The 13,217-nt window shown below is 71.8% G+C and carries 13 protein-coding genes; 5 read left to right on the top strand and 8 right to left on the bottom strand.

Annotated features, from left to right (window positions below; translation table 11 throughout):
• Nucleotides 1–225 precede the first annotated feature (225 nt).
• Nucleotides 226–765, top strand: coding sequence for a superoxide dismutase family protein (locus tag ACQEWB_RS14880; RefSeq protein ID WP_432830989.1), 540 nt, complete (start codon nucleotides 226–228; stop codon nucleotides 763–765).
• A gap of 54 nt (nucleotides 766–819) precedes the next feature.
• On the opposite strand, the gene ACQEWB_RS14875 is transcribed toward ACQEWB_RS14880, so the two are convergent.
• From ACQEWB_RS14875 to ACQEWB_RS14860, 4 genes are all read right to left on the bottom strand, one after another.
• Complete coding sequence (locus ACQEWB_RS14875) at nucleotides 820–1,275, bottom strand: DoxX family protein (protein ID WP_432830987.1); 456 nt, start codon at nucleotides 1,273–1,275, stop codon at nucleotides 820–822.
• An 85-nt stretch (nucleotides 1,276–1,360) separates the two neighbouring features.
• A complete protein-coding gene (locus ACQEWB_RS14870; RefSeq protein ID WP_432830985.1) occupies nucleotides 1,361–3,250 on the bottom strand; it encodes an FAD/NAD(P)-binding protein in 1,890 nt (629 codons plus the stop codon).
• A 145-nt stretch (nucleotides 3,251–3,395) separates the two neighbouring features.
• The gene (locus ACQEWB_RS14865; RefSeq protein ID WP_432830983.1) at nucleotides 3,396–5,024 is read right to left on the bottom strand and encodes an alkaline phosphatase D family protein; all 1,629 of its coding nucleotides are present in this window, start codon (nucleotides 5,022–5,024) and stop codon (nucleotides 3,396–3,398) included.
• A 150-nt stretch (nucleotides 5,025–5,174) separates the two neighbouring features.
• Entirely contained in the window at nucleotides 5,175–5,819 is a 645-nt protein-coding gene (locus ACQEWB_RS14860) for an HNH endonuclease family protein (RefSeq protein WP_432830981.1), read from the bottom strand.
• A gap of 354 nt (nucleotides 5,820–6,173) precedes the next feature.
• On the opposite strand from ACQEWB_RS14860, the gene ACQEWB_RS14855 reads away from it, so the two are divergent.
• Nucleotides 6,174–6,755: a TMEM165/GDT1 family protein gene (locus ACQEWB_RS14855; protein WP_432830979.1), complete on the top strand. Its 582-nt coding sequence runs from the start codon at nucleotides 6,174–6,176 to the stop codon at nucleotides 6,753–6,755.
• A 170-nt stretch (nucleotides 6,756–6,925) separates the two neighbouring features.
• On the top strand, nucleotides 6,926–7,594 hold the full coding sequence (locus ACQEWB_RS14850; protein WP_432830977.1) for an HAD-IA family hydrolase: 669 nt from the start codon (nucleotides 6,926–6,928) through the stop codon (nucleotides 7,592–7,594).
• A gap of 47 nt (nucleotides 7,595–7,641) precedes the next feature.
• Here the strand turns inward: ACQEWB_RS14850 and ACQEWB_RS14845 are convergent, their stop codons facing one another.
• Nucleotides 7,642–8,577 carry a peptidoglycan-binding domain-containing protein gene (locus ACQEWB_RS14845; RefSeq protein ID WP_432830975.1) on the bottom strand — a complete coding sequence of 312 codons (936 nt, stop codon included), beginning with the start codon at nucleotides 8,575–8,577 and terminating at the stop codon, nucleotides 7,642–7,644.
• A gap of 189 nt (nucleotides 8,578–8,766) precedes the next feature.
• On the opposite strand from ACQEWB_RS14845, the gene ACQEWB_RS14840 reads away from it, so the two are divergent.
• Nucleotides 8,767–10,812: an MDR family MFS transporter gene (locus ACQEWB_RS14840; protein WP_432830973.1), complete on the top strand. Its 2,046-nt coding sequence runs from the start codon at nucleotides 8,767–8,769 to the stop codon at nucleotides 10,810–10,812.
• Here ACQEWB_RS14840 and ACQEWB_RS14835 read toward each other — a convergent pair.
• Both ACQEWB_RS14835 and ACQEWB_RS14830 read right to left on the bottom strand, forming a co-directional pair.
• Nucleotides 10,805–11,305, bottom strand: a complete 501-nt coding sequence (locus ACQEWB_RS14835; protein ID WP_432830971.1) for a GNAT family N-acetyltransferase — start codon at nucleotides 11,303–11,305, stop codon at nucleotides 10,805–10,807. The genes ACQEWB_RS14840 and ACQEWB_RS14835 overlap by 8 nt on opposite strands.
• A 4-nt stretch (nucleotides 11,306–11,309) precedes the next feature.
• A complete protein-coding gene (locus ACQEWB_RS14830; RefSeq protein WP_432830969.1) occupies nucleotides 11,310–11,942 on the bottom strand; it encodes a dihydrofolate reductase family protein in 633 nt (210 codons plus the stop codon).
• A gap of 106 nt (nucleotides 11,943–12,048) precedes the next feature.
• Here ACQEWB_RS14830 and ACQEWB_RS14825 point away from each other — a divergent pair, with 106 nt between their 5' ends.
• Complete coding sequence (locus ACQEWB_RS14825; RefSeq protein ID WP_432830967.1) at nucleotides 12,049–12,312, top strand: helix-turn-helix transcriptional regulator; 264 nt, start codon at nucleotides 12,049–12,051, stop codon at nucleotides 12,310–12,312.
• Nucleotides 12,313–12,396: 84 nt separating this feature from the next.
• On the opposite strand, the gene ACQEWB_RS14820 is transcribed toward ACQEWB_RS14825, so the two are convergent.
• On the bottom strand, nucleotides 12,397–13,134 hold the full coding sequence (locus ACQEWB_RS14820) for a class I SAM-dependent methyltransferase (RefSeq protein ID WP_432830965.1): 738 nt from the start codon (nucleotides 13,132–13,134) through the stop codon (nucleotides 12,397–12,399).
• Nucleotides 13,135–13,217 lie beyond the last annotated feature (83 nt).

The following is a 13,217-nucleotide window of genomic DNA, read 5'->3' as shown; positions in this document are numbered from 1 at the left end:
CGTGCCGCGATGTCGCGGGGGAGCGGCAGGGGCGGCCAGTAACAGCCATACAGCGTACGCCCGGGGTGTGACAGCAGATTCATGGGGGGCGCGTGTGATCGGCACAGGACGTTCACCCGGCTGCCGTCTCCCGAGCGGCGGGGCCCGCCGTCGTCCCGTAGCACGGAAGAGGGGTGACCAGTCACTGACGACAGTCGGTCACACGACGTGAGGAACGGACACACCATGGTGGCAGGAATATGCGCGGGCGCCGTCGCCGCGGCCGTACTGGCGGCGGGCACCGGCGGTGCCCACGGCTACTCGATGCGGACGGACGCGCGGTTCGCGCCGGCGACGGCATTCGTGCCTTCAGCCGCAGTGCTATATGACATAGCACTGGTCCCGGCCGGCGCCTGGATCGAGGTCGGCCAGCGGACCGAGGAGAGCGGCGCGACGACCGTGCGGCTGCGGGTCGACGGGCTGAAGCCCGGGCACGAGTACGGCGTCCATGTGCACCAGAAGCCCTGCGCCGCCGACCCGGCCGCCGCGGGCGGGCACTACCAGCACGAGAAGGGCACGGACGAGGCCCACGTCAACGCGGCCAACGAGGTCTGGCTCGACTTCACCGCCGACGAGCACGGCGCGGGCGAGGCGAGCGCCCGCCACGACTGGGGCTTCCGGCAGGGCGAGGCGTCCTCGGTCGTCATCCACGACATGCCGGGCACCCACGGAACGCGCGTGGCGTGCTTCACGGTCCCGTTCGGCTGGACCACCGGGGCGTCCTGAAAGCACGTGGGGCCTTCCCTTCACTTGCGGCGGAAGGCCCTCCGGCGTGCGGGATCAGGCGGCGACCGGAGTCTGCTCCGCCGCCCGCCGCTCCTCCGCCGTCGTGCGCCTGACGAAGAAGCGGTCCAGGCCGAACGCGCCGGAGCCGGTGAACACCAGCAGCAGGAGCGCCCAGCAGAACATCGCCGAGGCCTCGCCGCCGTTCTCCATCGGCCACAGGGAGTTCGGCTGGTGCACCTTGAAGTACGCGTACGCCATCGAGCCGGAGGCTATGAAGGCGGCCGCACGGGTGGCGAGGCCGAGCAGGACGAGGACGCCGCCGACGAGCTGGATGACGGCCGCGTACCAGAACGGCCAGGCGCCGGTGTCGACGGTGCCGCCGTTCGTGCCGGCCACTCCGCCGAGGACGCCGAAGAGCGAGGCGGCGCCGTGGCAGGCGAAGAGCAGGCCGACGACGATCCGGAACAGGCCGAGGGCGTAGGGCTGCGCGCTGTTGAGGCGTGCGGACATGTGGGGGGAACTCCTTCGGTCGGGCCGGTCCATGGGGGAACCGGTCTGGGGGGCGAGCCGAGTGAGTGATCCAGGTTAGGTCGACCTAATCAATGCTTGCAAGTTCAACATCAGGCCATCGGGAAGGTTCCGTTTCCGGTTCCGCTTCCGGTGTCGCCGCACGTAGCAGCGCCCTCGCCACCGCATCCGCGTCCGAAAGCGTGACCGAATCCACCCCGGGCCGGGCCCCCGCCGCGGTCACCCAGTGCACCCCCTCCGTGGGCACCCCGAACGCGAACCTCCTTGGATGCGCCCGGCCTTGACGGTCCATCAGGCGATACGGCCGCTGCGTCACGTCCAGCCCACCGGTCTCGTAACCGTCGACCACGTGCGGTCGGCACTGCCCCGCCCTCAGTAGCCGGGCGAGCAGCTCGTCGCCCGTGGTCCGCAGATCCGGTTCCGGAAGGCGGGCCTCTATGAGGGTGGTCACACGCACCTCCGAGCCGGGGACCTCGGGGGAGCGGGCCACCCAGGCCCTGTCGTCCTCCCGCACCTCGACGCGCGGCCCGAGCACCTTCACCACGCCCGCCTCCACCAGCGCGGTCAGCTCCTCGATGCGGCGCCGGGGCGGGCCGATGGAGAGGAACGCGTTGAGGGGGGTGTACCAGCGGTCCAGGTGCTCGCGGCGGGAGACGCCGGCGAGGCCGCCGTGGTCGACGATCAGCCGCAGCTCGTTGCGCAGGTCGCGCAGCACGTCAAGGGCGGCCTTCAGCGGGCCGGCCACATTGCCGAGGGCGGCCTGCGCCGCGTCCTCGCGCAGATACGCGAGCAGCCACTCCCGCCACTGGCCGGGATCCGCGAACTCCCGTTCCCCGTAAGGCCTGGAGATCCGGTCCCAGCTCCAGCGGTCGGCCTCGGCGACCCCGAACTCGTCTAGTATCAGCGCCTCTTGGGAATCCCGGTGCGGTACGGAGAGAAAGTGGTCGGCGAAGTCCGCTCGCCCCGTGAGCGCCGCGTAGTAGACCGTCTCCACCTCCTTCGCCACCAACGGCCATATCTCGCCCAGGAATTCGGGCGCCTCGCCGGAGTCCGCGCGCTTGCGGAAACCGGCGATCACCTCCGGGGTGAGGACGAGCGGGAGGTGGCGGCCGTACGGGCCCTTCGCGTTGTCGCCGCGCGCCTGGTACGGGATGCCGCGCCGCGAACCGGCGTACAGGCGCGGCTCGCGGCCGGAGCGGACGTACCGCAGTCCCCTCGGACCGGAGACGAAGCGGCCGCCGCGGCCGGTCGTCAACAGGGCCGTATGGTCGAAGAAGTTGAGGCCGAGGCCGCGCAACAGGACCGGTTCGCCGGGGGATATGGGGGAGAGGTCGAGGTCGGCCGGGTTGGCCGGCGGGAAGTGGAGGAGGCCGTGGCGGTCGGCGTAGTCGGCCGAGTGGCGGAGCGCCGGGTCCGGAGCCGTCGGGAGGTGGCCCTGGGCCAGGACGACGGCGGACAGGCCGGTGAGGGTGCGGCCGTCGTCGAGGGTGAGGGTCTGGTGACCGCCGGGGGCGTCGTCCAGCCGTACGGCACGCGCCCGGTGGGTCTCGACGCGCACGGCGGGCGGGGCGTCCCGCACCACCCGCGCGAACACCCACTCCAGATACCGGCCGTAATGCGCCCGTGTCGGGTACTCGTCCGCGCCCAGCTCGCCGCCCGCCCACTCGTACAGGCTCGGACCCGGCCGGATCGGTCCCGAGCAGTCCACACTCTCGTCGGTGAACAGGGTCACCTGGCAGGCCACCGTGTTCATCAGCAGCTCGGGCGACTGCGTGGTCCGCCACACGCTGCCCGCGCCCGGCGGCGCGGGATCCACCACGTGCACGGTCAGCCGCACCCCGGGCGGCAGCAGCTCCGGCACCGAGGCGCAGAGGCGCTCCAGCACGCCGGTGCCGCGCGGTCCGGCACCGACCACGGCGAGGGAGACGGACGGCTGCGGCGCGGGTGGTGCGGACAAAAGGGGGACTCCCGGGCGTGTGGGGGCGCTTGGCAGTGCACCGCCCACCGGAAGCGGACGGTCCGCCTCATCATGCCGTCGGGACCAACAGAAACCAACGCGAGCCCCAGGGGACAACGCCGGTCTCAGACACGCCGTTTGTCGCTCATGAGGCGGTCAGGGCGGACTCCTCCACCGTCTTCAGCGTGCTGTCCGCCTGTGCCTGCTCGAGCCGCAGCCGCGCCGAACGCCCGCGCAGGGTCAGGGTCATGAGCTGGTTCCCGAACCAAGGCCCGCCGGTCTTCCGCCACTTGACGGGCGTCGGCGCACAGCGTCCGTGCCGGGCGAACCGCCGGCCCAGCGCCCGGGCCGCCGCGCTCCAGCCGAAGCGGAAGCCGAGGCGTATCGCGAGCGGGATGGCGTTGTGCACGGGCGAGCAGGTCAGCTGGAGCACCCGGGCGTCCGGCCCGCCCGACGGCCACACCGGCTCGGCCACGTACGCGTGATGCACGTCTCCCGACAGCACCAGCACGCTCGCCGGCGCCTCCGCCCCCGAACCGGCCTCGGCGATCAGCGCGGCCAGCGCGGCGAAGGAGGCCGGAAAGGCCGCCCAGTGCTCCAGGTCCGCCCGCCGCCGCAGGTCCTCCCCGAACCGCGCCCAGCGCGCGCCCCGGGCGCCCCGGCACAGCGCCGCGTTCCACGCCTCGGCCTCGTGCACCAGGTGCGGCAGCAGCCAGGGGAGCGAGGTGCCGATGAGGAGGTGGTCGTACGACCCGGGCGCGTCCAGCGCCTGCTCGCGCACCCACTCGGCCTCGCCCGGATCGAGCATGGACCGCGCCTGTTCGTCCAGGACCCGGGCCGCCCGCGTGTCCACCATCAGCAGGCGTACGCGGCCGAAGTCGCGCCGGTAACTCCAGCGCACGGACGCCGGGTCGGCGTCGGCCTTGCAGGCGAAGGCACGCAACTCGTCGGTGCCGTCGGGGAGTTCGCGCACGGCCGCGTACAGCGGGTCGGTGGCCAGCTCGGCCGGCGACAGGTTCCCCAGGTGCTGGTGCACCCAGTACGACATCAGGCCGCTCAGCAGCCGCTCCCGCCACCAGGGGGTGGCCCGCATGTCGGCGAGCCAGGCGGCGGAGGTGTTCCAGTCGTCGATGACGTCGTGGTCGTCGAAGATCATGCAGCTCGGCACGGTGGAGAGCAGCCAGCGCACCTCGGGGTCGAGCCAGGACTCGTAGTAGAGGCGGGTGTACTCCTCGTAGTCCGCCACCTCGCTGCCCGGCGGATCGCCCAGGTCCCGGCGGGCGGCCAGCCAGCGCCGGGTGGCGGCGGAGGTCTCGTCGGCGTACACCTGGTCGCCCAACAGCAGCAGCACGTCCGGCCGTTCACCGTCCGGGTCGGCCGCGATGCGCGCGGCGAGGGAGTCCAGGGCGTCCGGGCCGACGGGGTCGGCCTCGTCGGCGGGCGGGGCGGCCCAGCGGCAGGAGCCGAAGGAGACGCGGACGGCGTCCTCGTCGCCCGGGGTGCGGATGACGGAGGGCGGGAAACGGGATTCCGGCAGCGGCCACACCCGATCGCCGTCGAGGAGGATGTCGTACGAGGTCGTCGAGCCCTTGGTCAGTCCGTCGACCTGCACCAGCGCGTAGTGATGGCCGGCGACCTGGAAGGTGCGGGTCTCGCCGCCGCTGCCGTCCGCGCAGCGCACCTCGGCAACGCACGGACGGCTCGTCTCGACCCACACGGTCGCGGACGAGCCGTCGACGTACCTCAGCAGTGGACCCAGGCGCAGTTCGGCCACGAGTTCGCCCTCCTCCGTCGCCCCGTACGGTACGGAACGACGGAGGTGAGCGGGGAGGTTCCGGAGATCACGAGATCGTGGAGGTTGCGCGGATCTCGCGACAGTGGGGGGTTCCGGGGACCTCGGACCCGTGGGGGGTGGGCTCCGGGATCAGCAGCCGCTGAGGACCGAGCTCAGCTTGCTCTTCTCCGCCGAGTCGACCGAGAGGTCGTAGTAGTACTTCACCTGGACCCAGGCGCGGACGTAGGTGCAGGCGTACGAGCTGAGCGGGGGCATCCACTCGGCCGGGTCCTGGTCGCCCTTGGACTGGTTCACGTTGTCGGTCACGGCCAGCAGCTGCGGACGGGTCACGTCGTTGGCGAAGGCCTGGCGCTGGGCGGTGGTCCAGTTGCGGGCGCCGGAGTCCCAGGCCTCGGCGAGCGGGACGAGGTGGTCGATGTCGACGTCGGAGGCGGCGGTCCAGGTGGCGCCGTCGTAGACCGAGTACCAGGAGCCGCTCGTGGCGGTGCAGGCGGAGTTGACGACGACGTTCGAGCCGTCGCGCTTGAGGATGTACTCACGGGTGTTGCAGGTGCCGCTGATGGTGATCCAGGTCGGGAACAGGTCGCGCTCGTATCCGGTCCTGACCTCGGTCGCCACGGTCAGCGAGGCGAGGTAGGTGCGGGCGGTGGCGGCGCTGACGGGCGTCGGGAGCGCGGCGGACGCGGTCGGGCCGTTGAAAAGGCCGACGGAGGCTATGAGTCCGGTAAGAGCCGCGAGTATGCTGAGCCGTCGACGCGCGTAGAACTTCGGCATGCGAACTCCCTTGGGGTGTGGGGGCGTTGGGGTGCGGGCGAATGAATGCTCGCGGCGCCGTGTTGCGGGGAGGTGAGCGTTGGGTAAGAAGGTAGTGACGCGTACATGACACGACAAGGTTCACGGTCGAACTTTCTTTCCCGTACAGTTGACGGCGCATGAAGGGGAGTAGCTCTTCGCCGGACCGTCGACATACTGCTCAGCTCGTCTGAGCCGGCGCCCGGAGGCGGGTCCCTTGCGGACCTCGTCAGCGAGACCTTCGGCAAGCAGTGCACCGACCGTGTGCTGCCCTGCCGAGGTGTCCGCGCACAGGAACGCACTCTCGGTGGGGCAGCCCCGACCGATTGAGGAACCTTGATCAGCATCACCGTCACGGCGCTCGTCTTCGGCGTCGTCTTCCTGGCCGAGCTGCCGGACAAGACTGCACTCGCCGGGCTCGTGCTCGGCACCCGCTATCGCGCGTCGTACGTCTTCGCAGGTGTCGCCGCCGCGTTCACCCTGCATGTCGTCCTGGCCGTCGCGGCCGGCAGCGTGCTCACCCTGCTCCCGCGGCAGATCGTGCACGCGGTGACCGGCGTGCTCTTCCTGGGCGGCGCGGCGGTGCTGCTGTTCAAGCAGGACGATGACGACGAGGAGATCCGCAAGCCGGAGGACCAGTCCTTCTGGAAGGTCGCCGGGGCCGGGTTCATGCTCATCCTGGTCGCCGAGTTCGGTGACCTGACGCAGATCATGACGGCGAACCTCGCGGCGCGTTACGACGATCCGCTGTCGGTCGGTCTCGGGGCGGTGCTGGCGCTGTGGGCGGTGGCCGGGCTGGGGATCGTCGGCGGGAAGGCGCTGATGAGGCGGGTGCCGCTGGCGTTGATCACGAAGGTCGCGGCGGTGCTGATGGCGGGACTCGGGGCGTGGAGTCTGTGGGAGGCCGTGGCCGCGTGACGCGGGTGGTGGGCCGCGGGGCGAGCTGAACGGTCGGTGAACTGTTGTCCAAGCCGGTGGCGGATGTCGGCCCGGTTTTGTACCGTAGGGGAACAAAGTGGCTCCCGCCCGTTTTCCCTGACCGGCGGGCGGGGCCGCCTTGTCCCTTCCTCCGCGCCTTGGAGCTGCCGATGACGGTCACCACCGTGCCCACCGTCCTGACCGCCCGTGCCCTCCTGCTGGACATGGACGGCACCCTTGTGAACTCCGACGCCGTCGTCGAGCGCTGCTGGCGGCGCTGGTCCGACCGGCACGGCCTGGACGCCGACGAGGTCATGAAGGTCGTGCACGGGCGGCAGGGGTACGCGTCCATGGCGCTGCTGCTGCCGGACCGGCCGATGGAGCAGAACCACGCGGACAACGCGCGCATGCTGGCCGAGGAGACGGCCGACATCGACGGTGTGGTGCCGATCGCCGGGGCGGGGGAGTTCCTGCGCTCGTTGCGGGGGCTGCCGCATGCGCTGGTGACGTCCGCGGACGTGGCTTTGTCGACGGCCCGGATGGCTGCGGCGGGGCTGGAGCTGCCCGAGGTGCGGGTGACGGCGGAGTGCGTGGGGGCGAGCAAGCCGGATCCCGAGGGGTTTCTGAAGGGGGCGGCCGAGTTGGGGATCGATCCGGCCGACTGTGTGGTGTTCGAGGACTCCGCGGCGGGCATCGCGGCGGGGCGGGCCGCGGGGATGCGGGTCGTGGGGGTCGGGGCGCGCGCCGATTTCCATGAGCCGGATGTGGTGGTCCGGGATCTGACGCAGGTTCGGGTGGAAGCGGGGGGTGACGGCCGGATTCGGCTGTACGTGCGTTGAGGTGAGGTGGGTGCTGGGTGCTGGGGGCTCTGGGGCTGAAAGTCCCGTTACGGCTCCGTGGTCTCCGACTCCAGATGCTCCCGCGTCACCAGGTCGTACACCCCGTACTCGTCCACCTGGATGCCCCGCGCCTGCTGGTATCTGGTGACCGCGTCCTCCACGCCCTCGTTGTAGTGGCCGCTCGCCTTCCTTGTGTAGAGGCCGAGTTGGGTCAGGCGGAGTTCCAGTTCCTCGACCTCGTCGCCGCTGTCGCCCCTGCGCAGGACCGGGGGCGCGGTCTGGCGGTCGTTGCCGGTGGACGAGACCGTGCCTGTCGCGGTGACCGTCGGCGGGGGCTGGGTCGGGGTCGGCGAGGTGGACGCGCTCGGGGAGGTCGTCGCCGACGGGGATGCCGAGGCGGATGCCGTGGCCGACGGTGTGCGGGAGACCGGTGGCTGCGGTGCCGAGGGCCCGCTCGCGGACGCCGACTTCGACGGCTCGCTCGGCGACGCGTCCGGGACGCTCGCTCGTACGTCGTCGGGGAGTGCCGTGTCCCGTGACGGTGTCTCGTAGGAGAACAGACCGCTCGCCAGGCCGGCCGCGGCCACCACGGCCACCAGGGCGCCGCCGACGCCGAGCAGCACGGTGCGGCGGCGACGGATGCGCGGGCCGCGGGGTTCGTCCTCCGGAGGCTCGCCGTACGCGACCGCGCCGGGCTCGAACAGGCGCAGGTCCTGCGTGGCGGGCTCGCTCGGCGCGGAGCCCGGCACCGCCCGCAGCGGCATCGTCTCCTCGGCCGCCGCCGGAGCCTCCCGGGGTGCCCCCTCCAGCTCCACGTACGGCCGTATGCGCAGCGGGTCGAAGTCCTCCGCCGCGGCCGCCTCCGCCGTACGCACGTCGCGCAGGGCCTCGGACGCCCGCTCCGTGCAGCCGCACGACGGGGTGTTGTCGGTCGCTCTGGGCGTACCGCACTCCGGGCACAAGTGACCATTCGGTTCTGTCACGCGTTCGTCCCTCCCTCCGCGCTTCCCTGTCGCCTGTCGACGAACTCCAGAGATTATGCAGATCTCCTTCACCTCGTCTCCCACAAGCCCCCGGAATACCGGCCTCCGCAGACTCGACAGGCCATATCCGGTCACTCCGCCCACGATGGAAGATGGATTCACGCCCCAGGCGACCCTCGGGAGGCCTACATGGCAGGGGACGCGCCCGCTGTGACCGGGCATCGGCAGGAGGCACGGGACCCGCACGTGCCCGGGAACGTCCTCGTCTCGATCGGCGCCCTGCTGCTCGGGATGCTGCTCGCGGCCCTGGACCAGACGATCGTGTCGACCGCGCTGCCGACCATCGTCAGCGACCTCGGCGGCCTGGAGCATCTGTCCTGGGTGGTCACGGCGTATCTGCTGGCCTCGACCGCCGCGACCCCGCTGTGGGGCAAACTCGGCGACCAGTACGGGCGCAAGCGGCTCTTCCAGATCGCGATTGTGATCTTTCTCATTGGCTCCGCGCTCTGCGGAATGGCCCAGAACATGGGCGAGTTGATCGCCTTCCGGGCTCTGCAGGGCCTGGGCGGCGGCGGGTTGATGGTGCTGTCGATGGCGATCGTGGGGGACGTCGTGCCGCCGCGTGAACGCGGGCGCTACCAGGGGCTGTTCGGGGCCGTGTTCGGCGCGACCAGTGTGCTCGGGCCGCTGCTCGGCGGGCTGTTCACCGAGCATCTGAGCTGGCGCTGGGTCTTCTACGTCAACCTGCCCGTCGGCGTCGTCGCGCTCGCCGTCATCGCGGCCGTGCTGCGCATCCCGCGCAAGGACACCCGGCACGTCATCGACTACCTCGGCACCTTCCTCATCGCCTCCGTCGCCACCTGCCTGGTCCTCGTCGCGTCCCTCGGCGGGACGACCTGGGACTGGGGCTCCCCGCAGATCGTCGGGCTGGCGGTGCTGGGCGTCGTACTCGCCGGAGCGTTCGTGTACGTCGAGCGGCGGGCCGCCGAACCCGTCCTCCCGCTCAAGCTGTTCACCATCCGCACCTTCACGCTCTCCGCGGTGATCAGCTTCATCGTCGGCTTCGCGATGTTCGGCGCGATGACCTATCTGCCGACCTTCCTCCAGGTCGTCCAGGGCGTCTCGCCGACCATGTCCGGCGTGCACATGCTGCCGATGGTGTTCGGCATGCTGATCTCCTCCACCGCCTCCGGCCAGATCGTCAGCCGGACGGGGAGGTGGAAGGTCTTCCCCGTCGCAGGCACCGGCGTCACCGCGCTCGGGCTGCTCCTGCTCCACCGGCTCGACGAGCACAGCTCCACGGCAGAGATGAGCACGTACTTCTTCGTCTTCGGTCTCGGACTCGGCCTGGTCATGCAGGTGTTGGTGCTCATCGTGCAGAACGCGGTCTCCTACGAGGACCTCGGCGTCGCCACCTCCGGCGCCACCTTCTTCCGCTCGATCGGCGCCTCCTTCGGCGTGGCGATCTTCGGCACGGTCTTCGCGAGCCGCCTCGGCGACAAGCTGACGGACGCCTTCCGGGGCGTGCGGCTGCCGGCCGGCTTCTCCGCGGACACGCTCAAGTCCGACCCGCGCGGCATCGGTTCACTCCCACCGGCCCTGCGCGCACCCGCCCTGCACGCCTACGCCTCCGCCATCACCGACGTCTTCCTGTACGCCGCCCCCGTCGCCCTCCTCGGCTTCGTACTGGCGTGGTTCCTGAAGGAGGACCGGCTGCGCGGCTCGGTCACCGCGCCGGACCTCACGGAGACGCTGGCCAGCAACCCGGTCGAGCGGTCCTCGTACGACGAGGTGTGCCGCGCGCTGTCCCTGCTCGGCACCCGGGAGGGCCGCCGCGAGATCTACCGGACGATCACCGAGCGCGCGGGCTACGACCTTCTGCCGGGCGCCAGTTGGCTGCTGCTGCGGATGAAGAAGTACGGCTGGGTCGAACCCGGCGTCCTCGCCGAGCGCAGCGCCGTCCCGCTGGCCGTCATCCTCGCCGCCGCCCGCCAGGTCGAGGAACGCCGCCTGGCCGCCCGCGAGGGCCTCGACCTCGTCCTGACCGACCAGGGCCGCCAGGTCGCCGACGACCTCTCCCGGGCCCGCGAGGAGTCCCTGGCGGAGCTGCTGGGCGACTGGTGGGGTCCGGACCGCCCGACCGATCTCGCCCAGCTGGTCCGGGAGCTGAACGACGAACTGTGCGGCTCGGAGCGGGAGCAGCCCCGCAACGGGCCGGTCACCAGGCTCAGTTGAGCAGATCCTTGCGGAACCAGTGTTCGGCGTACTGGTCGTCGTTGTGCGGTTCGGTCTCCGTGTAGCCGAGGCGGGCGTACAGGGATCGGGCCTCCACCAGGTCGCCGCGGGTGTCGAGGACCAGGTGGCGGGCGCCCAGGGCGCGGGCGGCGTCCTCGGCGGCGCGGACCAGGAGCGGGGCGCCGCCCCTGCCACGCAGCTCCTCGTACACGAACACCCTGGTCAGTTCCGCGGTGTCGGTGTCCAGGAGGCGTACGCCCGCGGAGCCGGCCGGCTCACCGTCGTACCGCGCGATCAGCAACTGACCGGTCGGCGGGGTGAGTTCGGTGCCGGTGCGGGCGGTGATCTCGCGCTCCAGCTCGACGGGGTCGGTCCGCCGGCCCTCGTGCAGGAGGTACCAGCGGTCGCTGACCTCCGTGTAGTACGCCCGCCACAGGGCGGCGGCCGCGGGGGCGCCGACGGGTTCCGGGGCGACGGTCCAGTTGCTGCTCATCCGGTCATTCTGCGGAGACCGTGTGCGGGGCGCGCAAGCGAATATGGGTGACCCCCGGGGAATCCAGCACCTGCGTCTTCGCCCACTCGATGTGCTGCTCGCCCAGGTTGTCGAAGAGGCGGCGACCGCCGCACGCCAGCACGGGCACGACGTGCAGGAGCAGTTCGTCCAGCCACCCCGCCCGGATGAACTGCTGCACCAGGTCCGCCCCGCCCGCCAGCGACACGTCCTTCTCGCCCGCCGCCGCCCGTGCCAGCTCCAGCGCCCGCTCCGGACCCTCGGTGACGAAGTGGTACGTGGTCCCGCCCTCCTTCACCACCGACTCGCGCGCGTGGTGGGTGACGATGAACACCGGCGCGTGGAAGGGCGGGTTGTCGCCCCACGGGATCTCCCCGGTGACGTACATGCCGTGCCCCATGACCACCGCGCCGGGCCTTGCCACGTGCTCGGCGACCAGATCGTCGTCCGGGCCGGTCGTCCCGCCCTCCATCCCCTGCATCTCGCGGAACGTGCGCAGCCCGTACACCCAGGTGTGCAGCCGCTCCCCGCCGATCCCCAGCGGATGCTCCCGCCCCGACTCCGGGCCCGCGATGTACCCGTCCAGCGACACGGCCAGCCGCGCGATGACCTCACCCATGACAACCTCCTCGGTAGCGACACCTCTCCGGTGCCTTCACTCCTGCGTCGATCGGCCGGCCGCCGGATCGACACGCGGTTCACCCGAATTCCGGAGACCGGTCGGTATGAACCGCACCGACCGGCTCTACGCCCTGGTGGAGGAGCCCCGCGCCGCCGCGCCCCGTCCGTGCAGCGCCCGTACGCTCGCCGCCCGCTTCGAGGTGAGCGTCCGCACCATCGAGCGGGACCTGGCGGCGCTCCAGCAGTCCGGCGTGCCGGTGTACGCCGAGCCGGGCCGCCGCGGCGGCTACGCCCTGGACCGGCAGCGGACCCTGCCGCCGCTCACCATCACGCCGGCCGAGGCCGTATCGCGACGGTGTGGTCGGTGACCGGCGTACGCCGTTTCGCGGCCTGAGCGGCAAGCACTGGGCGCGAAGCCCTGGGCGTCGCGCCTTGAGCGTCATGCCCGGGCGTCACGCCTTGAGGGAGACGAGCCGGTAGCGCGGGTCCGGGCGGGGTGTGTCCGGATCCGGCAGTTCGGTGAGCCGTCGGTTCACTTCCGCCACCTGGTCCGGCGTCGCGTGCGTGCACCAGGGGATGCGGCCCGCCTCGATCGCCGCCAGCCACCGGCGCGGGCTGCGGCCCTGGCCCGTGCCGGGGAAGACGGTCTCGGCGGCGAGGGCCAGGCCATGGCCGGCCGCTCGGTCGAGCACGCGGGAGGAGTGGTCGGGTACGCGGGGAGCGTGCCGGCGGCGCAGTTCCGCCGTGACCCGGGCGATGTCGCTGTCCTCGGCGAAGTACGCGTCGTCCTTGTCGACCGTGGTGATCAGCACCCCGCCCGGTCGCAGCACCCTGGCCGCCTCGGCCAGCACCGGGGCGGGGTCCGGCAGCAGATGCAGCAGCCAGATGACGACGACGGCGTCCACGGCGTCCGTCGCGACGGGCAGCCCCGTCGCATCGCCGCACACCACGCCGCCCGGTGTCCGCCGGGCGGCGGCCAGGAGCATCCCGGGCGAGCGGTCGACGCCCAGTACCGTGCGCCGCGGCCGGAGCAGCCTCCTGGTCACGATGCCCGTGCCGCAGGCGAGGTCCAGCAGTGTGCACGGACCCTGCGGCAGCAACCGCTCCACCGCGTCCGCCGCGGCCCGCGCCCGTGCTTCGCCGCCCCGGGACGCGTCGTACTCCCGGGCCTCGTCGTCGTAGTCGATCATCTGTCGTCCCCTCCCGGCATCCCTGCGCCCCTGCGGCCCCGCACGTCGCGCCCTGCGCAGGCAGCACAAGCAGAACAGCCCGC

The sequence above is a fragment of the Streptomyces sp. CA-249302 genome, from assembly GCF_050936785.1.
In the GTDB taxonomy this organism is placed as follows: domain Bacteria; phylum Actinomycetota; class Actinomycetes; order Streptomycetales; family Streptomycetaceae; genus Streptomyces.
The sequence above is the reverse complement of the archived record's forward strand: the minus strand, read 5'-3'. Positions and strand labels throughout refer to the sequence as shown.